Raw genomic sequence first — 24,922 nt, 5'->3', positions numbered from 1 at the left:
AACGTAAAAATAGGCTTTTTAATATAAAAAAACCGCGAACACACTATATTTTCGGCATTCGCGGTTTTTCATGTTTATTTTTTCTTTGCTTACTCTTTCGTTACCACTTGCATGGTTTCTCTTGAAATTTGTTTTAAAAGAACCGTTTTCCCTTTCTCCACCATTTCGGCTGCTTCTTTGTTGAAGTGACGAATCGTATATAAGGAAACATTTTCGTTATAAGCTACCTTGAATTTTTTAGACAAAATGGCTTTCAGCTCATTAAAGTTGCCGAATTTATCTTCGATACTTACCGAAAAACTGATGGCTGAATTCTGAATCAAACTCACTTTCATTTTATATTGATGAAACAAGGCGAAAATCTCGCTGATGTTTTCTTCCATGATAAAAGAGAAATCGATAGACGATAACGAAATCAACAATTGGTCTCTTTTTACAATATAACATGGCGTTTGCGGCTCTAAATCTTTTCCTTTGGAAACACTTGTGCCCGGCAATAGCGGATTGATAAACGATTTTACATGCAACGGAATTTCTTTTTTCTGAAGTGGTTGCAAAGTTTTCGGGTGAATAACGGTTGCGCCGTAAAACGCTAACTCGATGGCTTCGCGATAGGAAATTTGGTTTAACAATATCGCATTTTCAAAATATCTCGGATCGGCATTCATCACACCCGGAACGTCTTTCCAAATGGTTACACTTTCGGCATTTAGGCAATACGCAAAAATCGCAGCCGTATAATCGGAACCTTCTCGACCTAAAGTGGTAGTAAAATTATTCTCATCCGAACCTAGGAAACCTTGGGTAATATTGAGGGATTTTTTCTTTATCCCTTTTGAAATTAACTGTTGGGTTTTTTCCCAATCAACATTCGCATCGCGATAAGTATTGTCGGTTTTGATAAAATTTCTAACGTCAATCCAATTGTTTTTTAAACCGGCTTGCGCGAAATAGTAGCTTACAATCGTAGTCGAAAGAATCTCACCATAACTTACCACTTGGTCATAAACATAGTTATAATTCGGCGATTTGCTGCTTCGGATAAAATATTCTAAATCGGCAAAATGACTGTTTACCGCAAAGTAAACATCGTGTTCTTCATCTTCGAATAAATCCATCAAAATTTGGTAGTGGTACTTCTTGACTTCTTGTAGCGAAGAATGCAATTCATTCGACTTTTCGAAATAATTCTTGATAACTACTTCTAAAGCATTAGTGGTCTTTCCCATGGCAGAGATGACCAAAAGCGTGTCTTCGTGACCTACTTTTTCTAATACACTAAATACGTTTTTAATACCTTCAGCATCTTTAACGGATGCTCCCCCAAATTTGAAAATTCTCATTATAAATTAGTTAAATATTCATTTATTCCTTGTTCGTCCATTTGAACAACGTCCCAATCTTCTAAGACTTTCGCCCCCGATTTTTTATAAAATTCTACTGCCGGTGTGTTCCAGTCTAAAACATTCCATTCGATTCTTCGAACGTTATCTGCTTTGCCTTGTTCCATGATTTTGGCATACAAGGCTGAGCCCAAACCGGTACCGCGCATTTTTTCTTTGACAATCAAATCCTCCAAATGTATGGTTCTTCCTTTCCAAGTCGAATAGCGGTAATAATACAACGCCATCCCGACAATCTCGCCTTCAACCTCAGCTACAAAAGTGGAAAACAACGGATTTTCTCCAAAACCATCTCGCTCTAAATCGGCTACGGTTACTACAACCGCATCGGGTTCTTTTTCAAAAACGGCCAATTCTCGGATTAAATCCAATACAGCTTTCATGTCGGCTTTGGTTCCTTTTCGGATATTCATTTTTTATTTTTTAAGTATTTGGATTTTAACCACATAGAAACATAGCGTTTCCCGTTTTAAAATTATAAAGCTCCGCTTTTAACATAGTAAACAAACACTACGCATAAAAAAACTTAATCAAAATCAATCCAATTCCTATGACGCTATGTGCTGAAAAGTGCTTTTATTTTTTGCAAAAATACAATTTATAATTTCTTTGCGAAATAGATTTTTTCTTTGGCAAATTTAGCGATATTTGCAGCCACAACTACAACGATTTCGTAATGGAAGAACGCAACAAAACCTTAGGTGAATTTATCATCGAAAAACAAGAAGAATTCAAGTATTCTTCAGGAGAATTATCCCGTATCATCAACTCCATCCGATTGGCCGCCAAAGTGGTGAATTACAAAGTAAACAAAGCCGGTTTGGTCGATATCGTTGGTGCAGCCGGAGACCAAAATATCCAAGGCGAGGACCAACAAAAGTTGGATGTTTACGCCAATGACGTTTTTATCCAAACCTTAATCAACCGCGAAATTGTCTGCGGTATTGCTTCTGAAGAAAATGACGATTTTATTACCGTGGCCGGTTCCGATAAAACGCACAGCAATAAATATGTCGTTTTGATGGATCCATTAGATGGTTCTTCTAATATTGATGTGAATGTTTCGGTAGGAACTATTTTTTCGGTTTATCGAAGAGTAACGCCTGTTGGAACGCCTGTTACTTCAGCCGATTTTTTACAACCCGGAACACAACAAGTCGCTGCCGGTTATGTAATTTACGGAACCTCTACGATGTTAGTTTACACGACAGGTCACGGCGTTAACGGATTTACATTAAACCCGGCGATTGGAACGTTTTATTTATCGCATCCTAATATGCAGTTTTCTAAAGACGGCAATATCTATTCTATTAACGAAGGCAATTATGTGCATTTTCCTCAAGGCGTAAAAGATTATTTAAAATACTGTCAGCTCGAAGAAGGAGACCGTCCTTATACTTCGCGTTACATAGGAAGTTTGGTTTCCGATATTCACCGAAATATGATTAAAGGCGGCATTTATATTTATCCGACCAGTTCGAAATCTCCTAACGGGAAACTGCGTTTGCTATACGAATGCAACCCAATGGCATTCATCACCGAACAAGCCGGCGGAAAAGCCTCCGATGGTTTTGGCAGAATCATGGAAATCAGCCCGATAGAATTGCACCAACGCGTGCCTTTCTTTTGCGGAAGTTACAATATGGTAGAAAAGGCTGAGGAGTTTATGGCGAAATATGTTTAAGTAGCTGAGTGACTGAGTAAAAATAAGAAGCCTGAATCAATGATTCAGGCTTCTTATTTTTGTATTTACTAAATTATTACTTATTCATATGTGTCATTTCATATACAAATGTATCCGAATCCACATTCATCACTAATAATGACAAGGCTTTGTCAACAATGTAAGGTACATTTCCCGGAGTAAAACCTAAAGCCAAAGCAAACTTGGTCAAAATTTCTTTTTGTTTTGCTCCAATAACGTGGTCTGCATAAACCATACGCGATAAATCATACAAACGCTCTAATCTTTGCGAATGCAAATAAGGCGGATTGATTGGGTATTTTAAAGGATTTTCTAAAATCTCTTCATATTCTGCTGTGGATATTTCTAAACGCGAAGCCAATTTGTCTAAGAACTCTTTTTCTTCTTTGCTCATATCGCCATCGGCAATAGCTACTCGAACAATAGCCGAAAAATGCCCTTTGTTTCTGCTTTTAAACTCGCTATCAAATAAATCTGAAATTGACATAATGTTATTGGTTTTAATCCTGCAAATATAAGCCAATTTCCTTTTTTAGAAAACCAATTCTCAAAATGTTTTTCATCGATTTTAGGATTAATTTTTAAGGCTCAATTAAAATTAATTGTAAGTTTACGTTCCAAACCACTAAACAAAACAACCAAACTACAATGTCAGATTTCTGGATATACTTCAATCTCGGATTAAAACATGTGCTTGATATTTTTGCCTACGACCATGTTTTATTCCTTTTAGCCTTAACTGTTCCGTATGAATTCAAATCGTGGAAAAGAATTTTAATTCTCGTTTCCCTTTTCACTTTGGGCCATACTTTAGCGCTTTTCCTTTCAGTTTTTAACATCATAACCATAAAGTCCGAAATCGTCGAATTCCTTATTCCAATAACCATCTTAATTGCGGCTTTATATAACATTATCATTTCCGGAAAATCAAGCAAACAAAGCACCATCACTTTTATTGGCATATTGACCGTTTTCTTTGGAGTTATTCATGGCTTAGGCTTTTCAAATTATTTCAATACTATTTTATCGGGAAAACCAACGGACAAATTATTACCGCTTTTCGAATTCGCTCTCGGCATTGAAGTTGCGCAAATCATCGTCGTATTAGCCGCTTTACTTTTGGCTTACGTAGTTCAAACCCTTTTGAAATTCTCTAAACGCGACTGGATTTTAATCATTTCCGCCTTTATCGTCGGTGTCGTAATTCCGATGATTTTACAAAGTGAAATTTGGGTTAAATAATTGTTCAGAAGCGAAAGGTTTAGGTATATTTGCTATCCATTCCTGCCTGCCGGCAGGCAGGTTCCCGCTATTCGCGCTACACGGTAGCTAGCTTCTATCGGGGCTGGGAGAAAAACCATTTGATTTTCTGTTATGAAAGAAGCCAAACAAAAAAAATACGACGTTGCCTACCTCAGAATTGCTGCCGAATGGAGCAAATTGTCTTATTGCAAACGCAAACAAGTCGGCGCCATCATTGTCCGCGACAGAATGATTATTTCCGACGGTTACAACGGAACGCCATCCGGCTTTGAAAACTGTTGCGAAGACGACGAAGGGTTAACCAAATGGTACGTTTTACACGCCGAGGCCAATGCGATTTCTAAAGTCGCGCGTTCTACTCAAACTTGTGAAAACGCGACTTTATACATCACGCTTTCGCCCTGTAAAGAATGTAGTAAACTCATTCACCAATCGGGAATCAAACGTGTAGTTTTTAAAAACGGCTATCGCGATGAATCGGGTTTAGATTTCTTAAGAAAAGCCGGTATTGAAGTAACTCAAATCGAAAATTTAGACTAATTTTTATTATCATTCGTCCAATGAAATCTAAGGAAAAATACTTGCCTTTATTGCTGTTCTCTTGCGTGGCCTTGGGAATCATCATTGGTGGTATGCTCAATTTTCCGAAACGAACACTTTCCAAACAAAACGCCAGCAAAGCCAAGATCGAAAAACTAATCGACTTCATCAATGACGAATATGTAGATGATGTCAATTCCGATTCTATTGTTGACTTAACGGTGAACAGTATTTTGGCCAATCTTGATCCGCATTCGGTTTATATTCCGCCGAGCGAACAATCTTCGGAAGCCGAATTGATGAAAGGTGATTTTGTTGGGATTGGCGTCAATTTTTATATGTTTAACGACACGGTAACGATTGTGAAACCATTGGAAAACGGTCCGGCCGAAAAAGCAGGAATCTTAGCCGGTGACCGCATTTTATACGCCGATAAAGACAAACTTTTCGGAAGAAAATTACCAACCGATAGTTTGTTCAACAAATTAAAAGGCGAAGAAGGCTCGAGCGTTTTATTGACCATTTATCGAAAAAGCACCAACAAAAAACTAAAAATTCCGGTAATTCGCGACGTAGTTCCGATAAAAAGTGTGGACACTTATTTGAAACTTAACGCCACAACCGGTTACATCAAAATCAATCGCTTTGCCGAAAATACTTATGACGAATTCCGAGTAGGCTTGGAAAAACTGAAAAAGCAAGGCATGAAAACCTTGGTCATTGATTTGCGCGACAATGGCGGTGGTTATTTAGAAAAAGCCGTTGAAATAGCCGATGAATTATTGAAAGACAAAGAGCTAATCGTTTTTACCAAAAACAAAAGAGGTGAAATCAACAAAACTTTTGCCACCGAACAAGGCATTTTTGAAACCGGAAGAGTCTATGTTTTAATCGATGAAAACTCGGCTTCTGCCAGCGAAATTTTAGCCGGTGCAATTCAAGACAATGATAGAGGAACTATCGTAGGTCGTCGTTCTTTCGGAAAAGGCTTAGTGCAACGCGAAATGGATTTTGCCGACGGTTCGGCCGTTCGTTTAACCACTTCCAGATATTACACCCCAAGCGGTCGCTCAATTCAAAAACCTTATGTCAAAGGCCAAGGCGAAGCCTACAGCCACGATTATGAAGCGCGTTTTGAAAACGGGGAATTATACGCCAAAAGTAAAATCAAAGTCGCGGATTCTTTAAAATTCAAAACCAAAAAAGGGAGAATCGTTTATGGCGGCGGCGGCATCGTTCCGGATGTATTTGTGCCTTTGGAAGTGAAAAAAGGGGAGGAAAGTTTGGCCTACATTTTAAGTTCAGGCTTGGTGAGTCATTTTGTTTTTGAACAATTAGACAATAACAGAACTGCTTTTAAAGGCGTAAAATTTGAGGCTTTTTTGACCAAAATGCAACAAGACAACACCACTGTTTCTAAATTCGAAGGTTACTTAAAAGATGCCGGTTTGGAAATGTCTTTGGCTAACAATAAAGCTTTGGTGAAAAAATTCTTAACCGCTGAATATGCCCGACAACTTTTTGGTGAAGACCAATATTATCAAATCATTTTAAAAGATGATTCGATGTTAAAATCGATTTTGAAGTAAATTTTACTTTTTAATACTATCGTGCACTTGTACATGAATTCCACCATTCCATAAAGTTAGAATATCGGTTGCCACAGCCGCGCCACTTCCGGCAGCTATAGCTAATTGGCTTCTCCAACCGGCTAAAGTTCCGGTAACGAAGATTCCTTCAGCTACTCTATGGTCAGTATTTTTGAGTTGGATACGGTTTTTCTCTGGAATCACTTTTTGATGCGGTATTACAAATTTCTCTAAACCTTCAATCGTAAAAGGATTTCCGGCACCAATTCCGATGACAACGATTTTAGTGTGATAAGTATGTTTATTGGTGATAACGGTAAAATTTCCGGCTTCGCCTTCAATTTTCATTACTTTTTCGCCTGAAATTTGGTCGATATGCGGATACAATTGGTTTAAATGATCAACGCTTTCCTCAAGTAATTCTGAACCCAATTTTCCGGCGGAAATGCCATAAGCATTATTAAAAAGAGCATCTTGTAATGAGGAAGCTTTTTGATGAACGATGATGCCTATTTTTTTATCGGTAACAAAAGGTTTGTTTTGGGCCGAACCTAAAATCAAAGCACAAGACATGCCCGAAACGCCACCACCAATTATCAAAACATCATACATAACTTGGAAAATTTGAAATTAAAAATGGCAAATTCCAAAAAAGCTTCAAAATCAAAATGTAAAGTCCCGAACATTTGAATTTTGAAATTTCCTTTTTGGAATTTGAAAAACCCTTAGTTTTTTAGTTTGTCTTCGATTTTCTTGGACATTCTAAAAATCAAAAGAATTAAGACCGCACAAAATGAAGCGGCTATACCTATTAAAGCTACCATGCTGTCGCCATCAAAGGGATTGCTAAAATCAAGTAAATAAATATTGACCAATATCAGTGCAACGGCAAGAAATATAAGTATGTTGGTAAAAATTTTCATGTGATAAATTTATAGCGCAAAAATACTAATTTTTGGGGTTATGCAAATAATCCTTTAACATTAGCCGCAAATAATTTAACAGCAATCGCCAATAAAACCACGCCAAAAACCTTTCTAACGATGCTTAACCCGTTTTTACCCAACATTTTTTCAATTTTATAAGACGATTTTAACACGGCATAAACTAAAATGATGTTCAACAAAATGGCAATGATAATGTTAATCGATTGGAATTCGGCACGCAAAGAAAGTAAGGTTGTCATCGTTCCGGCTCCGGCGATTAAAGGAAAGGCAATCGGAACAATCGAAGCGGAAGTAGCAGCTTCATCTCGGTATAATCTTATGCCTAAAATCATTTCTAAAGCCAAAAAAAACAACACAAACGAACCGGCAACCGCAAACGAATTGACATCAATTCCGATTAATTTCAGAATTTCTTCTCCCACAAAAAGAAAGGCAATCATGATTCCGGCCGAAACCAAAGACGCTTTCTCCGATTGAATATGACCAAACTTTGTTCTCAAATCAATAATCACGGGAATACTTCCGACGATATCAATCACGGCAAAAAGTACCATGGTGGCAGTTGCTATTTCTCTAAAATCTAAATTCATAACGTTTATTTTTTGCAAAATTAGGTTTTTAATAATTCACTTAAGCCAATTTTCATTTGTACTTTTGCATTCTTAAAATCAGATCATGTTTCAATTAGGCAAAACCATAGTTTCAGAAGACATCCTAGAAAAAGATTTTGTGTGCAACCTTTCGGCTTGTCACGGCGCTTGTTGTGTGGATGGCGATGCCGGTGCGCCTTTGAGTAAAGAAGAAACCAAAATTTTGGAAGAAATCTATCCGAAAGTAAAACCGTTTCTGCGTAAAGAAGGTATCGAAGCCATAGAAAGATTAGGCACTTGGGTTGTCGGAACCGACCAAGATTTGGAAACCCCTTTGATTGACAATAAAGATTGTGCTTATGTAATTTTCGACGGAAAAACGGCACTTTGCGGTATCGAACAGGCCTACAACCAAGGCATCATCAATTGGAAAAAACCGGTTTCGTGTCATTTGTATCCAATCAGGGTTAAAGATTTTAGCGAATTTGCAGCAGTAAATTATGACCGTTGGGACATTTGCAGCGATGCTTGTACGCTTGGAAAAGAACTTCAAGTTCCGGTTTATAAATTCGTCAAAGAAGCATTGATTCGAAAATTTGGCGAAGATTGGTATGCTGAATTGGAAAAAGTAGCGGAAGACTTGAAAAATGGAAAATAAAAAAAGGCGAAATCAAATGATTTCGCCTTTTTCGTGGAGAATATCGGATTCGAACCGATCACCTTCCCGATGCAATCGGGACGCTCTAACTCTTGTCAATTAAATTTTCAATGTAAACCCTACTCTTCATCTTCTTAATTTGCATTTCTCGCTGATAAGCTTCACTTCTAGAAGAAAATGTTTCTGAATGTTTTAACGTCCAATCTTTAGCCGACTTTGTGTATTTACTTCTACTATTTAAATGGTCATCAAGTCGCTCCTCAATATTTTGACAAGAGCCAACGTAGTATTTATTTAATGATTCGGAATAAATGATATAGATGTAAAACATATTAAAAATAAAAAAGTCCCGATAAATCGGGACTTTGTGGAGAATATCGGATTCGAACCGATCACCTCTTGCCTGCCAGGCAAGCGCTCTAGCCAAATGAGCTAATCCCCCAATATTTTAAATTAACTAAAGTCACATTCCCGATTACCATCGGGACGCTCTAGCCAAATGAGCTAATCCCCCATTTTTTTTTGAGACGACAAATATATAATTTTATAGAAACAAAAAGCAATTCCAACCCTATCTTTTTTGAGATTTGTTGTAAATTTACCTTAAATATCTATTTTATGTCTGCCGAAAATACCAACGGGTTTATTGAAACCCAAATTGAGAATAAAATCGCGACGATTACCTTCAGTCATCCGGCGAGCAATTCTTTTCCTAGTGATTTATTGCAAAAACTCACGGAAGAATTAAACGCTTTGAGCAAAAACAATGAGGTTAATGTCATTATTCTGCAAAGCGAAGGCAAGACTTTTTGTGCCGGTGCTTCTTTTGACGAATTGCTTTCTATTACCGATTTTGAAACCGGAAAAAAATTCTTCTCAGGCTTTGCCAATGTGATTAATGCAATGCGCAAATGCTCGAAAATCATCATTGGAAAAATACAAGGAAAAGCGGTTGGCGGTGGCGTTGGTTTGGCTTCAGCCTGTGATTTTGCTTTTGCTTACCAAGATGCTTCAATTAAATTATCCGAAATAGGCATCGGAATCGGGCCGTTTGTGATTGAACCGGCGGTTTCGAGAAAAATAGGAAAAACAGCCATGACACAATTGACTTTGCAACCTAATAATTGGCAAACTGCCGATTGGGCTATTGAAAAAGGTTTGTATGCCGATATTTTTGATAGTTATGGGGATTTAGATGAAAATACTTTGGCTTTCGCCAAAAAATTAGCAAGTTATAATCCGGAAGCTTTGGCTGAAATGAAAAAAGTCTTTTGGGAAGGCACTGAAAATTGGGACCAACTTTTATATGAACGTTCGGCTATTTCAGGCAAATTAGTCCTTTCTGATTTTACCAAAAATGCTTTAAGCGAATTTAAAAAATAAATTATGACCCTTATTTCTCTTATTCAGCAAGTCAATATCGATGAAAAAATAAAAAATGCTCCGGATAATGGTTATTTAATCGGCATTTGGATTGGTTATGTTTTACCTTTTGTTGTTCTGGTAGGCGTTGCTTATTTGATGTACAGCCGAGCTAAAAAAAGACAAAACGACCTGTAGCAATATTTTACTAAATTTGCCCCGTAAAAATATCTTTCATGAGTAACATCAGAATCACTAAACAATTTTCTTTCGAAACCGGACACGCACTTTATGGCTATGACGGCAAATGCAAAAACGTGCACGGACACAGCTATAAATTGTCGGTGACAGTAATTGGCCAACCCATTACTGATACTTCCAATGTAAAATTCGGGATGGTAATTGACTTTTCTGATTTGAAAAAAATAGTGAAAGAAGAAATTGTAGATATTTTTGACCATGCCACCGTTTTCAATCAAAACACACCACATATCGAACTGGCGGCCGAATTAAAATCGCGCGGACATCATGTGATTTTGGTCGAATACCAACCAACGAGCGAAAATATGGTAACCGATTTTGCCCAAAAAATAAAAAGCCGTTTACCGAAAGACATTCTTTTGCATTCGCTTAAACTTCAAGAAACTGAAACTTCATTTGCCGAATGGTACGCTTCGGATAACGAATAAAAACATGACGATTTCACCTAACAAAAAAATATACTTCGCTTCCGACCAACACTTTGGTGCACCAACGCCCGAGTTGAGTTTTCCTCGTGAACAAAAGTTTGTCGCTTGGTTGGATGAAGTCAAGAAAGATGCTTATGCTATTTTTCTTTTGGGCGATTTGTTTGATTTTTGGTTCGAATATAAAACGGTTGTGCCCAAAGGCTTCGTTAGAGTTTTAGGAAAACTGGCCGAAATTCGTGACAGCGGCATTCCAATTTACTTTTTCGTAGGCAATCACGATTTGTGGATGAATGATTATTTTCAAAAAGAATTAAACATTCCGGTTTACCACGACAATCAAGAATATATTTTTAACGGAAAAACGTTTTTAATTGGTCACGGCGATGGAAAAGGTCCGGGCGATAAGGGTTACAAACGCATGAAAAAAGTCTTTACGAGTCCGTTTTCGAAATGGCTCTATCGTTGGTTACATCCGGATATTGGCGTGAAATTGGCCCAATATTTATCGGTAAAAAACAAACTGATTTCAGGCGAAGCCGATGTAAAATTCTTAGGCGAAGAAAACGAATGGCTGGTGCAATACGCCAAACGCAAACTCGAAACCAAACATTACAATTACCTCATCTTTGGCCACAGACATTTACCAATGGTTATCAAAGTAGGCGAAAACGCTGAATATGTAAATCTGGGCGATTGGATTGGGTACTTTACTTATGGAGTTTTTGACGGCGAGAATTTTGAGTTGAAGAAATATTAATTTACCTCAAATCCTTCAATCTCAACTGAACCGAAACCTTTCCATTGAATTCATTTTCATCAATACAATAAACGGCATCAAACGGATTTTGATTTTTAACCAAGTTTAATTTTTTGCCTAAACCAAAACCAATTGCTCCAAAACCTTGGCTTCCGTTTTGTTTTACGAATAGTTTTAAATGGTCGTCATCTGCACCGATTCCTTTGGCGTAACCCGAATCTTTTAATCCTTTGGACATAAAAACTGGCGTCATATTTTGCGGACCAAAAGGTTCAAACTGATTCAGAATTCTAATTAGTTTTTCACTGATATCGGTCAGGTTTATTTCCGCATCAACCGAAATCTCTGGTGTCAATAAATCGGGAGGAATGGTTTGTTCTACAGTTCGCTCAAACGCTTCTTTGAAAGCGGCATAATTTTCTTCTTTCAAGGTCATTCCTGCGGCGTACATGTGTCCGCCAAATTGTTCCAAATGTTCTGCACACGCTTCTAAGGCATTATAAATATCAAAATCTTTTACCGAACGCGCTGAGGCTGCGAGTTTGTCACCGCTTTTGGTAAAAACAACCGTCGGGCGATAGTAAGTTTCGGTCAATCGCGAAGCCACTATTCCAATTACGCCTTTGTGCCAACTTTTGTTGTAAACCACGGTTGTAAATTTTTCTGTTTCCTGATTTATTTCTATTTGATCCAGCGCTTCAGTAGTAATTTGTTTGTCTAGATCCTTTCGGTCACTGTTGTGTTGTTCAATTTCTGAAGCGAAAATTTCTGCCTGATCTAAATCATATTCCGTCAGTAAAGCCACGGCTTCATTGCCATGCTTAATTCTTCCGGCTGCGTTAATTCTCGGTGCAATGATAAAAACGACATCGGTAATCGTCAACACTTTTTTCTTTACATTCTGAATTAATGCTTTAATTCCCGGACGAGGATTTGCATTAATCACTTCCAAACCAAACTTAGCTAAAGTGCGGTTTTCACCGGTCATTGGAACGATATCGGCAGCAATCGCTGTGGCTACCAAATCCAAATAAGGAATCAAATCTTCCATCGTTTGGTTTCTGTTTTGTGCCAAGGCTTGAATTAATTTAAACCCAACACCACAACCACACAATTCGTCATAAGGATAATGGCAATCTTGTCGTTTTGGGTCTAAAATCGCAAAGGCTTCGGGCAGAAATTCACCCGGACGATGGTGATCACAAATGATAAAATCGATGCTTTTTGCTTTGGCATAAGCCACATGATCAATAGATTTAATGCCACAATCCAAAGCGATAATCAATGAAAAACCATTGTCATCGGCAAAATCAATCCCTTTATACGAAATGCCATAACCTTCCTCATAACGATCGGGAATGTAAGTTGCCACATTAGGATAATAGCTTTTTAAATAACTCGACACCAACGAAACCGCCGTCGTACCATCAACATCATAATCTCCAAAGATCAAAATATTTTCGCCATTCGCAATCGCTGTTTCAATTCGGTTCACGGCTTTGTCCATGTCTTTCATCAAATATGGATTATGCAAATCCTCTAAACTCGGTCGGAAAAATTGACGCGCAGCTTCATAAGTTTCCACGCCTCTTTGAACCAAAAGGGTTGCGACAAGTTCGTCCACTTTTAATTCAGTAGCCAATGCTTTTACTTTATTGAGAGAAGGTTTTGGTTTTAAAGTCCAGCGCATGTTTAATTATGAATTGAAAATTATGAATCATCAAACAAATATATAAAAAATACTACAAAAAAAATTTAAATGTAAGAAAAATTACTTTAAACTTTTACCGCCAACTACCGTTACGATTTCTCCTTTTGGTGGTTTATTTTCAAAGTGTTTTAAAACCTCAGCGGCTGTACCGCGAATGGTTTCTTCGTGTAGTTTTGATAATTCTCTGGAAACGGAAACCGGTCGGTCTGCGCCAAAATATTGTACAAATTCGGCCAAAGTTTTGACTAATTTGTGCGGTGAAACATAAAAAATCATCGTTCGGGTTTCTTCGGCTAGCGCCAAATATCGAGTTTGTCTGCCTTTCTTTTCAGGTAAAAACCCTTCGAAAACGAATCGGTCATTGGGCAAACCACTATTGACCAATGCCGGTACAAAAGCTGTTGCGCCGGGCAAACAATCGACTTCAATATTATTTTCAACGCAAGCTCTTGTCAATAAAAATCCGGGGTCAGAAATCGCCGGCGTTCCGGCATCGCTAATCAAAGCAATAGATTCTCCGGCTTGCAAACGCTTGACCAAATTTTCTACCGTTTTGTGTTCGTTATGCATATGATGACTGTGCATATGCGTTGAAATGTCAAAATGCTTGAGGAGTTTTCCGCTGGTGCGTGTGTCTTCGGCCAAAATTAAATCGACTTCCTTCAAAACTTTAATCGCTCTGAAAGTCATGTCTTCTAAATTGCCAATTGGCGTTGGAACGATGTAAAGTTTGGACATTTACGCGAATTTTTTCTCCACAATAGCCATAAAACGCTCGACATACTCTTCTTTACCGGTCCAAAAATCATAGTCGGGAATGATCATTTCATTCAAGAAATCTTTGGCTTCTTCTAAATTGTCAAAGGTATTCAATTGCGAAATTACGCGGTTAAAGTCTTCGTTGCTTTCGCCAAAAAGATTGTTGACAAACGCGACTCTGTCATTCAACCCGATTTCCATGGTTTTGCCAAAAGCGCTGTTTAAAGATGTGGCTTTAGGCTCGGTTGCTTCTTTGGTTTCTGTAACACTTTCTGTAGAGAAAAGCGAAACTTCATTGGGTTTAACAAAAACAGGGTCGACATAATTTTCGCCCAATAAATCTTCCAACGCTACATGTTTGGTTTCGGGTTTTACTTCAGAAGCTATTTCTGCTGGCTCAATCTCTTCTTCCGTTTCGTCTTCCGCCAATTCAAAAATAGGTTTGAAAACCGGTTCTTCTTCGTCAGTTTCCGTCACAACTTCTTCCTCCATTTCTTCCTCCAAAATAGGTTCCACTTCTTCTTCGGCTTCTTCTGAAACTACTGCTTCTTCCACTTCTTCAATGTCTTCCTCAGAAACCACTTCCGCCTCTTCTTCAGTTGCCACAGTAGCTTCCGGTTCCGCTTGTATTTCAACAACCGGTTCTTCAACAGGTTTTACTTCCAAAACCGCTTCTTGTGGCATTTCGTCTAAGTGTTGCTCTAATTTTTCTTCCAAAACCGCAGCGTCAACCTCGTTTTTTACCGAATCGAAATTGTCTTGGTAAAACTTTAAAACGGTTAGTGTTTCGTATAATTTTTGGGTTTCTTTATACAATTGATCAACTTCCGATTTGTTTTTCAGTTTCAAAATTCGGTGGGCAATGCTGATTAATTCGGATTCTAATCTTTTTTTCATCTTTTAGAAATTATTTGGAACAAGCTAGAGTTTTCTTTAAATTTTCTTCCGTTTCATTTATTTAACCTTGGGAAGAAGTAACCTTAATTAAAATTTTTCTACATTTGAATCGACGTAAAAATAGAAAAAAATGATGTCGGTTTGTTTTCGTTACAAAGTAATAAAAACTATTCATTTTTAGCGCAAGAAAAATACAAAATGTTTCTCGAAAATACAGTAAATCATAAAGAACAATTTGGTTGGATTGAAGTCATCTGCGGATCGATGTTTTCGGGTAAAACAGAAGAGCTCATTCGCCGATTGAAAAGGGCTCAATTTGCCAAACAAAAAGTCGAAATTTTCAAACCTTCCATCGATACGCGCTACGATGAGGAAATGGTTGTTTCCCACAATAAAAATGAAATTCGTTCGACTCCGGTTCCGGCTGCCGCCAATATTAGAATTTTGGCACAAGGTTGTGATGTAGTCGGGATTGACGAAGCGCAGTTTTTTGATGACGAAATTATATCGGTTTGTAACGATTTAGCCAATTCGGGAATCAGAGTGATTGTTGCCGGATTAGACATGGATTTTAAAGGCAACCCTTTCGGGCCAATGCCTGCTTTGATGGCGACTGCCGAATATGTGACCAAAGTCCACGCCGTTTGCACCCGAACGGGCAATTTAGCCCATTACAGTTTCAGAAAAAATGACAACGAAAAATTGGTCATGCTTGGTGAAACCGAAGAATACGAACCTTTGAGCCGCGCTGCTTATTTCAATGCCATGCGCGAAAACATGGTGGTAAAAGACGCCGAAAACCTATCTAAAGAAGAATAACTCCTTGATACAAACCTTACGAAATATCATTCCCATCATCAAGGCCAATTGGATCGGCCAAAATGATGTAGCCGTTATTGACGCGATTTCTATTGACAGTCGCTCATTGCAAAATGGCGAAAACACTTTGTTTTTTGCCATTTCCGGACCCAATAATGACGGTCATTCTTATATAGAAGAATTGATTGAAAAAGGCGTAAAACATTTTGTGGTAACCCATATTCCCGAAAATGTAAGCGGAAAAGCTAACTTTTTGGTAGTTGAAAATACACTGGAAGCTTTGCAGAAATTCGCTTCTTATTACCGAAGTTTATTCGATTTTCCAATTATCGGAATCACCGGTAGCAACGGCAAAACCATCATCAAAGAATGGCTGAATTTTCTATTAAGTCCGGATTATAACATCATCCGCAGTCCGAAAAGTTACAACTCACAGGTAGGTGTTCCATTATCGATTTTAGGCATCAATGAAAAACACAATCTCGGAATTTTTGAAGCCGGTATTTCGACGACCAATGAAATGGAAAAACTCCAAAAAATCATTCGCCCAACGATTGGTATTTTGTCCAATATCGGTTCGGCACACGATGAAGGTTTTCCCAGCGTAGCTGAAAAAATTAAAGAGAAATTAAAGCTTTTTACTTCGGTAAATGTTTTGATTTTGAACAAGAATAAAACCATTAATGCGTTTGTAAACCAAAAAATAAAAACTTTCAGTTGGTGTTCAGACGATAAAAGTGCGGATGTTTATATTACCAAAAAAAACATCGGCGATTTAACCGAATTGCAAGTCACTTATAAAGAAGATACTTTCCCGATTGTCATTCCTTTTCAAGACCAAGCTTCGGTGGAAAATGCGATTCATTGTATGATGGTGATGTTGTATTTTGGGTACAACCAAAAAGTCATCCAAACCCGAATGGCGCAATTGTATCCGGTAGAAATGCGTTTGAAAGTCAAAAACGGAATTTACAATTGTACGATAATCGATGACAGTTACAGTTCCGATTTTCAGTCGTTGAAGATTGCTTTAGACTTTTTGGAACACCAAAAACAACACAAAAAGAAAACCCTAATTCTTTCCGATATTTTCCAAAGCGGATTGAATAATGAAGAATTATATTCTCAAGTTTCGCAATTGATCATTTCGAACAAAATTACCCGTGTGATTGGCATTGGCGAGACCATTTCTCAATACAAAAGCAAGTTTATCAACAGTGTTACTTTCAAAAATGTAGTCGAATTTGCTCAGTCATTTGACCGATTGAATTTTGAAAACGAAACCATATTGGTTAAAGGCGCGCGTGATTTTCATTTTGAAGAAATCGTCTCGATGCTCGAAGAGAAAACGCATGAAACCGTTTTGGAAATCAACCTCAACGCAGTCAGTCACAATCTTAATTTCTTTAAATCGAAATTGGCTCCGAAGACTAAAATGATGGTCATGGTGAAAGCTTTTGGTTATGGCAATGGCGGATTTGAAATTGCGAAATTATTAGAGCATCACAAAGTCGATTATCTCGGTGTGGCTTTCGCTGATGAAGGAATTTCATTGAAAAGTGCCGGAATTTCGGTGCCGATTATGGTGATGAATCCTGAGACGACGAGTTTTTCGGCTATCATTCAACACAACTTAGAACCTGAAATTTATTCGATTAAAGGGTTGAAAGCTTTCCTGAAAATTGCCGAGCAAAAGAAATTAAAGAACTACCCCATTCATATTAAAATCGATACCGGAATGCACCGTCTGGGTTTTGAAGAAGAAAATTTAGCCGAATTGATTTCGATTTTAAAAAGCAACGAAACCGTTCAAATTAAAAGTGTCTTGTCTCACATGGCAACGAGTGATGATTTGAAACATGATGCCTTTGCTAAATCTCAAATTGCTTTGTTTGAAAAACTGTCTGCTCAATTGCTTTCGGAACTTAAAATTAAACCGATTCGTCATATTTTAAATACTTCCGGCATTTCCAATTATCCCGATGCACAATACGACATGGTTCGTTTAGGCATTGGTTTGTATGGGATTTCCAACGATGAAGAAGAACAAAAATACTTGGAGAATGTGGGTACTTTAAAATCGGTTATTTCTCAAATCAGAACGATTGACCAAGGTGAAAGCGTCGGTTATGGCAGAAGATTTATCGCGAATGACACAACCAAAATCGCCACAATTCCTATTGGTTACGCCGATGGCATTCGCAGAAGTTGGGGCAATGGTGTTGGTTATGTAGTTATCAATAACAAACAAGCCAAAATCATAGGCAGTATTTGTATGGACATGCTAATGGTTGATGTTACTAACATCGATTGTAAGGAAGGTAATTCGGTGATTATTTTTGGCGAAAATCCACCTGTGAATCATATGGCTAATCAATTAAATACGATTCCGTATGAAATTCTGACCAGCATTTCTCAAAGGGTTAAGCGAATGTTTTTTCGAGAATAGTTTTTAAAAAAAATTAGAATATGATATTTTTTTAACTAATTTAGTATCACTATAACCATTTAAAACAAATTAATTATGGGATTTTTTAGCGATTTCAAAGCGTCTTTGATGAAAGGCGACGTATTGAGTTTAGCCACTGCAGTTGTTATTGGAGCTGCTTTCGGAAAAATTGTAGGTTCTGCTGTTGATGATGTCATCATGCCAATTGTTGGTTTAATTACTGGTGGTGTTGATTTTACAACCAAGTTCATCACACTAGACGGTAACAGTTATGAAACTTTAGCCAAAGCCAAAGAAGCCGGTGCTGCTGTGATTACTTATGGTAATTTAGTCCAAGCCATTATCAATTTTATCATTATTTCGTTGTTCATTTTTGTGATTTTAAGAGCTGCTGAAAAAGCCAAAAAGAAAGAAGAAGCCGCTGTTGCTGCTCCTGCCGGACCAACACAAGAAGAATTGCTTACTCAAATTAGAGATTTGCTTAAAAAGTAGTACCGCTACATTATATATTCTAATTAAACCGCTTCTTAATAGAGGCGGTTTTTCTTTTGGAAAACAACTGCTTTTAGAATTCAGTAATTTTTATAGTAAAAACTAAAGCAGAAGTGGTTTTCTGATTACTTTTGTACTTCAAATTTTATTAAATCTAAAATATTTATTATGAAAGTTGCTGTAGTAGGCGCAACCGGTATGGTTGGCGAAGTGATGCTTCAAGTATTAGCGGAAAGAAATTTTCCCGTAACCGAATTAATTCCCGTAGCTTCTGAGAAATCAGTGGGTAAGGAAATCGAATTTAAGGGTAAGAAGTATAAAGTAGTGGGTTTACAAACAGCAGTAGACATGAAGGCAGACATCGCTTTGTTTTCGGCTGGTGGCGAAACTTCTTTAGCTTGGGCACCCAAATTTGCTGAAGCAGGAACCACGGTAATCGACAACTCATCTGCTTGGAGAATGGATCCGACTAAAAAACTAGTCGTACCTGAAATCAACGCTTCTGAATTGACCAAAGAAGATAAAATCATTGCCAATCCAAACTGTTCGACTATTCAAATGGTAATGGTTTTAGCGCCATTACATAAAAAATACAACATCAAACGTGTCATTGTTTCTACTTACCAATCCATTACCGGAACCGGTGTGAAAGCAGTGCAACAATTGGAAAATGAATACGCAGGCATTAAAGGCGAAATGGCTTATAAATACCAAATTCACCGCAATGCGATTCCACAATGCGACAGTTTTGAAGACAATGGTTACACCAAAGAAGAAATGAAATTGGTGCGCGAAACCCAAAAAATCATCGGTGATAAATCTATTGCAGTTACCGCAACAGCGATTAGAATTCCGGTAGTTGGCGGTCATAGTGAAGCGGTGAATGTTGAGTTTTCAAATGATTTTGAATTGAATGAAGTGCGTAACATTTTACACCACACGGATGGCGTAACTGTTCAAGACAACAACGACACTTATACTTATCCGATGCCTTTGTACGCTCAAGGAAAAGACGATGTGTTTGTAGGTAGAATTCGCCGTGATGAAAGCCAACCGAACTCTTTAAACATGTGGATTGTAGCCGACAACTTAAGAAAAGGCGCAGCAACCAATACGGTTCAAATTGCTGAGTATTTGGTAGCGAATAATCTAGTATAATTTATACTTCTCAATAATCCGTCCGATTTTACAAATCCTAAAGTTTGTTAAAATCGGGCGGTTTTTCTTTAGCAATGTTTTACATTTGCGATGATGAAAAGAAAACTACTTTTATCTAATGCATTGATGGGATTGATGATATTGTTCGCAATATTCTTTCAGTCTATTCACTCTTTTGAGCATTTGGTAAAACAATTTTCTGAGAAACAATGCCAACACGTTTATAACCATCACAAAACAGAAATCGGACATGGTCATGACGGTTTAGAAAAGTGTTTTGTCTGTGAATTTGCCTTTAGTAGTTATACCCCAACACCTTTAAAATCTTTTGAATTCCAAAAAACAGAAGCGCCAACTGCTTACACTGTTTTTTATTCCAAAGAAATCACTCAGAAGTTTCGAGGCTCACTCTTTGCGCTTCGGGCACCACCGAGTTTTATTGTATAAATAGTTTTTAAGCCGAAATTATCTTTGGCCATTATTCATTTACAATAAAATCATTCACATGAAATCATTATATCTAATCCTAACCTTAGGATTATCACTCATTGCTACGGCACAAAATAAAATCAGCGGAACGGTTTCCGATAAAGATCAAAAACCGTTAGCCAATATCATCGTTTCTATTCCCGAAATTCACAAAGAAACCATTACGGATGACAACGGGAATTATACCCTGAACAATATTCCTGTGGGGAATTTTAAAATCGTTTTTTCCGCTGTCGGATTTGAAAGACAAACCGTTTCGGTCACTATTTCTACCCAAGAAATTACACAAAACATCACTTTAGAAGAAAGCATCACCCACATGGATGAAGTGATTGTTTCCACGGTTTTTAACAAATTACAATCGCAAAATGTGATGAAAGTCGAGCACCAAAACGTAAAAGCGCTACAACAAAAAGGTGCAGCCACACTTATTGAAGGTTTGGCGACAATTCCCGGCGTTTCGCAAGTTTCCACCGGAACCTCTATTGGGAAACCGGTGATTCGCGGTTTAAGTGGCAATCGTGTTTTGGTTTACACCCAAGGCGTTCGTTTAGAGAATCAGCAATTTGGGGAAGAACACGGTTTGGGTTTGAATGATGCCGGTGTCGAAAGTGTTGAAGTAATCAAAGGTCCGGCATCGTTGCTTTACGGTTCGGATGCGTTGGGTGGTGTTTTGTATTTTAATCCGGAAAAATTTGCCAATGCCGGAGATTTTAAAGCCGATTTTGGACAAAGAATTTTTTCAAATACTTTGGGAAGCAATACTATTTTGGGTCTAAAAACTTCGGGTGAACATTGGAAATTCTTGGCGCGTGGCAGTTATAATTCTCATGCGGATTACAAGATAGCCGATGGCGACCGAGTAACCAATACGCGGTTTAACGAAACCGATTTGAAAGCAGGAATCGGCTATAACAATTCAAATTTTTCCAGTGTGTTGCGTTATAATTTCAACCAATTAAATTTAGGAATTCCGGAAGAAGGTATTGCTGAACAATCAACCGGTCGAGACGTTTTATATCCAAGACAAGGCGTTGACAGTCATATCTTGAGTTTGCACAATACTTTTTATTTTAAAAACTCCAAATTGGATGCCGATTTGGGTTACATCTTTAATGACCGAAGCGAATTTGAAGATAGTAACGTAGCGGTTTTGCACATGGAATTGCAAACTTTGAACTACGATGTCAAATATTATTTGCCAAAATTTGGAAAGATTGAAACTATCGTTGGTGTTCAAGGCATGAACCAAACCAACAGTAATTTTGGTGAAGAATTATTAATTCCGAATGCAGTAACCAATGACTTTGGCATTTTCGGAACCGTAAATTATGAATGGAAAAACAATGTGATTCAAGCCGGATTGCGTTTTGACAACCGAAATGTAACTACCGAAAATCATGGCGTTATTGGCGAAGAAGGTTATTTTCAAGCCATCGACAAAAGCTTCGACAGTTTTAATGCTTCTTTGGGTTACAAAACTGATTTGGCCAAAGATTTCACGATGCGTTTGAATATCGCTTCTGGTTTTCGTGCACCGAATTTGGCCGAATTGACTTCGAACGGCGTGCATGAAGGCAGCAATCGTTACGAAATTGGAAATCCTAATTTGAATAACGAGCAAAACTTGCAAACCGATTTGAATTTGGAATACAAAAGTTCACACTTTGAATTGTTTGTCAATGGATTTTACAATCATATTAATGATTATATTTTTATTTCACCAAATGGCAACGTGATTGACGGCAATAATGTTTATGATTACGTTCAAGCAAATGCTCGTTTGTATGGTGGTGAAACCGGAATTCACTTTCATCCGCATCCTTTGGACTGGTTGCATTTGTACAGTAGTTTTGAAACCGTAATCGGCGAAAAAGATAATGGAGACAACTTGCCTCTGATTCCGGCTAACAAATGGAATAATACTTTCCGTGGCGAATTTGAAGTCAAAAATTGGTGGAAAGAAGGTTTCGCTACAGTAAATATAGAAAGCACTTTGGCCCAAAATAATGCCGGTGAATTTGAAACCAAAACCAATGATTATACTTTAGTGAATTTGAGTTTAGGCGGAAAAATAATTTTAGGCAAAACCATTTTCAATGCCAATTTAAATGCCAATAATGTTTTTGACAAAACCTATGTTTCCCATTTGTCTAGACTAAAAGCAGAAGGCATTCCGAATATTGGCCGAAATATTGTTTTGGGAATTAATTTCAATATCTAAAATATCTGATGTTTACTTTTTTCGATAATTGTTTATAAATAAGGTAAATTTTTAAGTAATTAGGTGTATATACTATAAACAATTAGTGTTATTTTTACTTTATTACTAATCCAAAACCATCTGCTTATGAATTCAATGTTTACTAAAATTATCCGAATAGCTTTAGGATTGGCACTAGTTGTTTTTGGCGCCAACAAATTATTTCATTTCATTCCAATGGAAGCGCCGACCGGTTCAGCCGGTGATTTTATGAATTCATTAGGGGCAACCGGATATATATTCCCGGTATTAGGGGTTTTGGAAATTATAATTGGCGCTATGCTTTTGTTGAAAAAATGGGTGGCTTTTGCCTTAATATTATTGGCCCCGATATCCATCAACATTTTACTGTTTCATTTATTTTTAGGAATTTCAGGATTACCGGTTGCTATCGTTATTTTATTATTCAATGCGATTTTGATTTACAAACATTGGCAACAATACAAACCGCTTTTTTACTAGAGGATTTTGACTATAAAACGAAAAAGCCGTCCCGATTATCGAGACGGCTTTTTTAATATTCTATTTTACCGATGTGTCGCATGTTGCGCATGATTCTGTCTTTTCTGCGTTCGATATAAGATGACGAATTTGACGCTTTATATTTTCTCGGATTAGGTAAAATCGCTGCGATTCCTGCGGCTTCTCTTTTGGTCAGATTTTCTGCCGAAGTTCGGTACCAAACCCGTGCCGCTTCTTCTGCACCATAAACGCCATTACCCATTTCGATACTATTCAAGTAAACTTCCATAATCCGTTCTTTGCCCCAAATAAGTTCGATTAAAACGGTGAAATAAGCTTCTAAACCTTTGCGGAGGTAACTTCTGCCTTGCCACAAGAAAACATTTTTGGCAGTTTGTTGCGAAATAGTACTGCCTCCTTTTAACCTTCTGCCTTTTTGGTTGTTTTTAAATGCTTTTTGCATCGCTGCAAAATCAAAGCCATTATGCTTTAGAAAATTGCCGTCTTCGCTGGCAATCACCGCTTTTTGAAGATTGGGTGAAATTTCTTCTAACGGCACCCAATCATGGCTGAGCACCGCATCGTTTCCGTCTATTTTATTTTCAATCGCACGGGTTATCATCAAAGGCGTAATTGGTATTGGTACCCATTTAAAAATAATAACTGTGAGTATTGAAAGTCCAATAAACCAATAAAATGCTTTTTTGAGCCAGTGAAAAATTTTCTTTATCATACTTTATTTGACTAAATCTGCTAATTCTTGACCAATTAAACTACCTATCGCTACGCCCATTCCGCCTAATCTCACTCCGCAATAAACATTCTCGGACAACTGTTCTACTATCGGTCTTTTGCTGGAACCCAATCCCATAATACCGCTCCAACGATGGGCAATTTTAAAATCGGTATTTGGTAAAATTACTTCTTTTAGCAATTCTTCCAATCGATTTTGGACTAAATCGGTTTGACTTAAATCGGTAGTGGTTTCTCCTTCAAAATCTAAATTTCGGCCGCCGCCAAAAAGAATGCGGTCATCAATATTTCTGAAATAATAATAGCCTTTATCGAGATGGAATGTTCCTTTGATGTCTAAATTCGGAATTGGTTCGGTGATTAAAACCTGTGCTCTGGCCGGTTTTACTTGGTTATCCGTTAACTTTCCGGCGAAACCGTTTGTGGCAAACAGTAACTTCTTGGTCTTAAAACTAAAATCACCAAGCGCTATTTCCACGCTATCATTTTGCTCTTGAAACGAAGTCACTTCGACTTGATTTAGAATCATAATATTATTGGTTACTGCTTTTCGCAATAAAGCGTGCATCATTTTTCCGGTATCGATTTGGGCTTCGTAAGGATTAAAAATCAAATATTCTTGTATGCCTTTAAAGTCAAAACGATCTACTTCTTTGGCAAAAACATCGTTTCTGAAAATCGGTTTTAAAATATCGTTTACAAATGGCAACTTCTGCAAACACTCATTATAACTGCTCTCATCGTCGTTGAGAAACAACTCGTAGCCACCAAAAGGTTTGAAATCAATGGCAGTATCGCTTAAATTTTTTCGTAGCAATTGCAAACCGCTCCAACGTTTTTGGATTAATTGAATAACTTCTTCTTCACTGTGTGATTTTAAATCGTCTAAAATTTCTGAAAGACTACCAAAGCAAGCAAAACCGGCGTTCTTCGTACTGGCGCCTTGGGGTAAAATGCCCTTTTCCAGGACCAATATTTTACTTTCCGGAAATCTTTCGCGCAAGGACAAAGCACAGTGTAGTCCAACGATTCCACTACCGACAATAGTGAAATCGACATTTGTAAACCAATTTTTAAGTTCCCAGTAACTAAAATGCATCCTTAATTTTTTTTAAAAATACTTTTTTTCAGGATTGTGTGGTACCGTTTGCGGCAGTTTTTTCGAAT

At 37.6% G+C, this 24,922-nt stretch carries 28 protein-coding genes and 2 tRNA genes; 16 read left to right on the top strand and 14 right to left on the bottom strand.

Annotation, left to right across the window (positions count from 1 at the left end; all coding sequences use genetic code 11):
- Window positions 1-89 precede the first annotated feature (89 nt).
- Together ACK4HO_RS01755 and ACK4HO_RS01750 are read right to left on the bottom strand one after the other, a co-directional pair.
- On the bottom strand, window positions 90-1,343 hold the full coding sequence (locus ACK4HO_RS01755) for an aspartate kinase (protein ID WP_409661695.1): 1,254 nt from the start codon (window positions 1,341-1,343) through the stop codon (window positions 90-92).
- A complete protein-coding gene (locus ACK4HO_RS01750; protein ID WP_409661692.1) occupies window positions 1,343-1,816 on the bottom strand; it encodes an N-acetyltransferase family protein in 474 nt (157 codons plus the stop codon). Before ACK4HO_RS01750 ends, ACK4HO_RS01755 begins: the two co-directional genes overlap by 1 nt.
- 263 nt (window positions 1,817-2,079) lie before the next feature.
- Here ACK4HO_RS01750 and fbp point away from each other — a divergent pair, with 263 nt between their 5' ends.
- Complete coding sequence (gene fbp, locus ACK4HO_RS01745; RefSeq protein WP_409661690.1) at window positions 2,080-3,087, top strand: class 1 fructose-bisphosphatase; 1,008 nt, start codon at window positions 2,080-2,082, stop codon at window positions 3,085-3,087.
- A 76-nt stretch (window positions 3,088-3,163) separates the two neighbouring features.
- On the opposite strand, the gene ACK4HO_RS01740 is transcribed toward fbp, so the two are convergent.
- Window positions 3,164-3,595 carry a TerB family tellurite resistance protein gene (locus ACK4HO_RS01740; RefSeq protein ID WP_409661687.1) on the bottom strand — a complete coding sequence of 144 codons (432 nt, stop codon included), beginning with the start codon at window positions 3,593-3,595 and terminating at the stop codon, window positions 3,164-3,166.
- A gap of 161 nt (window positions 3,596-3,756) precedes the next feature.
- Between ACK4HO_RS01740 and ACK4HO_RS01735 the strand changes: the two genes are divergently transcribed.
- The 3 genes from ACK4HO_RS01735 to ACK4HO_RS01725 all read left to right on the top strand — a co-directional run bounded on the left by ACK4HO_RS01735 (window position 3,757) and on the right by ACK4HO_RS01725 (window position 6,500).
- Window positions 3,757-4,350: a HupE/UreJ family protein gene (locus tag ACK4HO_RS01735; RefSeq protein WP_409661685.1), complete on the top strand. Its 594-nt coding sequence runs from the start codon at window positions 3,757-3,759 to the stop codon at window positions 4,348-4,350.
- A gap of 132 nt (window positions 4,351-4,482) precedes the next feature.
- Entirely contained in the window at window positions 4,483-4,911 is a 429-nt protein-coding gene (locus ACK4HO_RS01730; protein ID WP_409661682.1) for a deoxycytidylate deaminase, read from the top strand.
- A 20-nt stretch (window positions 4,912-4,931) separates the two neighbouring features.
- Complete coding sequence (locus ACK4HO_RS01725) at window positions 4,932-6,500, top strand: S41 family peptidase (protein ID WP_409661679.1); 1,569 nt, start codon at window positions 4,932-4,934, stop codon at window positions 6,498-6,500.
- A 3-nt stretch (window positions 6,501-6,503) separates the two neighbouring features.
- On the opposite strand, the gene ACK4HO_RS01720 is transcribed toward ACK4HO_RS01725, so the two are convergent.
- From ACK4HO_RS01720 to ACK4HO_RS01710, 3 genes are all read right to left on the bottom strand, one after another.
- The gene (locus ACK4HO_RS01720; RefSeq protein WP_409661677.1) at window positions 6,504-7,112 is read right to left on the bottom strand and encodes an FAD-dependent oxidoreductase; all 609 of its coding nucleotides are present in this window, start codon (window positions 7,110-7,112) and stop codon (window positions 6,504-6,506) included.
- 113 nt (window positions 7,113-7,225) lie between these two features.
- On the bottom strand, window positions 7,226-7,423 hold the full coding sequence (locus ACK4HO_RS01715) for a hypothetical protein (protein WP_409661674.1): 198 nt from the start codon (window positions 7,421-7,423) through the stop codon (window positions 7,226-7,228).
- Window positions 7,424-7,461: 38 nt separating this feature from the next.
- Window positions 7,462-8,037, bottom strand: coding sequence for a MarC family protein (locus ACK4HO_RS01710; RefSeq protein WP_409661672.1), 576 nt, complete (start codon window positions 8,035-8,037; stop codon window positions 7,462-7,464).
- A gap of 85 nt (window positions 8,038-8,122) precedes the next feature.
- Here ACK4HO_RS01710 and ACK4HO_RS01705 point away from each other — a divergent pair, with 85 nt between their 5' ends.
- Complete coding sequence (locus ACK4HO_RS01705) at window positions 8,123-8,695, top strand: DUF3109 family protein (protein ID WP_409661669.1); 573 nt, start codon at window positions 8,123-8,125, stop codon at window positions 8,693-8,695.
- Between the two features lie 34 nt (window positions 8,696-8,729).
- On the opposite strand, the gene ACK4HO_RS01700 is transcribed toward ACK4HO_RS01705, so the two are convergent.
- From ACK4HO_RS01700 to ACK4HO_RS01690, 3 genes are all read right to left on the bottom strand, one after another.
- A tRNA-Ala gene (locus tag ACK4HO_RS01700) sits at window positions 8,730-8,804 on the bottom strand.
- Entirely contained in the window at window positions 8,781-9,026 is a 246-nt protein-coding gene (locus ACK4HO_RS01695) for a GIY-YIG nuclease family protein (RefSeq protein ID WP_409661666.1), read from the bottom strand. Before ACK4HO_RS01695 ends, ACK4HO_RS01700 begins: the two co-directional genes overlap by 24 nt.
- 37 nt (window positions 9,027-9,063) lie before the next feature.
- Window positions 9,064-9,137, bottom strand: a tRNA-Ala gene (locus ACK4HO_RS01690).
- 176 nt (window positions 9,138-9,313) lie between these two features.
- Between ACK4HO_RS01690 and ACK4HO_RS01685 the strand changes: the two genes are divergently transcribed.
- The 4 genes from ACK4HO_RS01685 to ACK4HO_RS01670 are packed head-to-tail and all read left to right on the top strand — an operon-like array spanning window position 9,314 to window position 11,503.
- Window positions 9,314-10,078, top strand: a complete 765-nt coding sequence (locus ACK4HO_RS01685) for an enoyl-CoA hydratase/isomerase family protein (protein WP_409661663.1) — start codon at window positions 9,314-9,316, stop codon at window positions 10,076-10,078.
- A 3-nt stretch (window positions 10,079-10,081) separates the two neighbouring features.
- Window positions 10,082-10,255 carry a hypothetical protein gene (locus ACK4HO_RS01680; RefSeq protein ID WP_409661660.1) on the top strand — a complete coding sequence of 58 codons (174 nt, stop codon included), beginning with the start codon at window positions 10,082-10,084 and terminating at the stop codon, window positions 10,253-10,255.
- 38 nt (window positions 10,256-10,293) lie between these two features.
- Entirely contained in the window at window positions 10,294-10,746 is a 453-nt protein-coding gene (locus ACK4HO_RS01675) for a 6-pyruvoyl trahydropterin synthase family protein (protein WP_409661657.1), read from the top strand.
- 4 nt (window positions 10,747-10,750) lie between these two features.
- Window positions 10,751-11,503: a UDP-2,3-diacylglucosamine diphosphatase gene (locus tag ACK4HO_RS01670; protein ID WP_409661654.1), complete on the top strand. Its 753-nt coding sequence runs from the start codon at window positions 10,751-10,753 to the stop codon at window positions 11,501-11,503.
- A 1-nt stretch (window position 11,504) separates the two neighbouring features.
- Here the strand turns inward: ACK4HO_RS01670 and recJ are convergent, their stop codons facing one another.
- The 3 genes from recJ to ACK4HO_RS01655 form a co-directional block, all read right to left on the bottom strand.
- Window positions 11,505-13,193, bottom strand: a complete 1,689-nt coding sequence (gene recJ, locus ACK4HO_RS01665; protein WP_409661651.1) for a single-stranded-DNA-specific exonuclease RecJ — start codon at window positions 13,191-13,193, stop codon at window positions 11,505-11,507.
- A gap of 81 nt (window positions 13,194-13,274) precedes the next feature.
- Window positions 13,275-13,952 carry a 16S rRNA (cytidine(1402)-2'-O)-methyltransferase gene (gene rsmI / locus ACK4HO_RS01660; RefSeq protein WP_409661648.1) on the bottom strand — a complete coding sequence of 226 codons (678 nt, stop codon included), beginning with the start codon at window positions 13,950-13,952 and terminating at the stop codon, window positions 13,275-13,277.
- Entirely contained in the window at window positions 13,953-14,870 is a 918-nt protein-coding gene (locus tag ACK4HO_RS01655; protein WP_409661645.1) for a hypothetical protein, read from the bottom strand.
- Window positions 14,871-15,068: 198 nt separating this feature from the next.
- Here ACK4HO_RS01655 and ACK4HO_RS01650 point away from each other — a divergent pair, with 198 nt between their 5' ends.
- The 7 genes from ACK4HO_RS01650 (at window position 15,069) to ACK4HO_RS01620 (ending at window position 23,002) form a co-directional block, all read left to right on the top strand.
- Complete coding sequence (locus tag ACK4HO_RS01650) at window positions 15,069-15,689, top strand: thymidine kinase (RefSeq protein ID WP_171221445.1); 621 nt, start codon at window positions 15,069-15,071, stop codon at window positions 15,687-15,689.
- 4 nt (window positions 15,690-15,693) lie between these two features.
- On the top strand, window positions 15,694-18,138 hold the full coding sequence (locus tag ACK4HO_RS01645) for a bifunctional UDP-N-acetylmuramoyl-tripeptide:D-alanyl-D-alanine ligase/alanine racemase (protein ID WP_409661641.1): 2,445 nt from the start codon (window positions 15,694-15,696) through the stop codon (window positions 18,136-18,138).
- A 75-nt stretch (window positions 18,139-18,213) separates the two neighbouring features.
- On the top strand, window positions 18,214-18,630 hold the full coding sequence (gene mscL, locus ACK4HO_RS01640; protein ID WP_409661638.1) for a large conductance mechanosensitive channel protein MscL: 417 nt from the start codon (window positions 18,214-18,216) through the stop codon (window positions 18,628-18,630).
- A gap of 168 nt (window positions 18,631-18,798) precedes the next feature.
- Window positions 18,799-19,788, top strand: a complete 990-nt coding sequence (locus tag ACK4HO_RS01635) for an aspartate-semialdehyde dehydrogenase (RefSeq protein ID WP_409661635.1) — start codon at window positions 18,799-18,801, stop codon at window positions 19,786-19,788.
- Between the two features lie 93 nt (window positions 19,789-19,881).
- Window positions 19,882-20,235, top strand: coding sequence for a hypothetical protein (locus ACK4HO_RS01630; RefSeq protein WP_409661632.1), 354 nt, complete (start codon window positions 19,882-19,884; stop codon window positions 20,233-20,235).
- A 58-nt stretch (window positions 20,236-20,293) separates the two neighbouring features.
- Complete coding sequence (locus ACK4HO_RS01625) at window positions 20,294-22,501, top strand: TonB-dependent receptor (RefSeq protein WP_409661629.1); 2,208 nt, start codon at window positions 20,294-20,296, stop codon at window positions 22,499-22,501.
- A 126-nt stretch (window positions 22,502-22,627) separates the two neighbouring features.
- Entirely contained in the window at window positions 22,628-23,002 is a 375-nt protein-coding gene (locus ACK4HO_RS01620; protein ID WP_409661626.1) for a DoxX family membrane protein, read from the top strand.
- A gap of 52 nt (window positions 23,003-23,054) precedes the next feature.
- Here ACK4HO_RS01620 and mtgA read toward each other — a convergent pair whose 3' ends face one another.
- Complete coding sequence (gene mtgA / locus ACK4HO_RS01615; protein ID WP_409661623.1) at window positions 23,055-23,735, bottom strand: monofunctional biosynthetic peptidoglycan transglycosylase; 681 nt, start codon at window positions 23,733-23,735, stop codon at window positions 23,055-23,057.
- Between the two features lie 3 nt (window positions 23,736-23,738).
- Entirely contained in the window at window positions 23,739-24,854 is a 1,116-nt protein-coding gene (locus tag ACK4HO_RS01610; protein ID WP_409661620.1) for an NAD(P)/FAD-dependent oxidoreductase, read from the bottom strand.
- Window positions 24,855-24,922: the final 68 nt, after the last annotated feature.

Origin of the sequence: Flavobacterium sp. (assembly GCF_046296355.1) — a bacterium.
Taxonomy (GTDB): domain Bacteria; phylum Bacteroidota; class Bacteroidia; order Flavobacteriales; family Flavobacteriaceae; genus Flavobacterium.
This window is presented reverse-complemented; position numbering and strand designations above follow the sequence as displayed.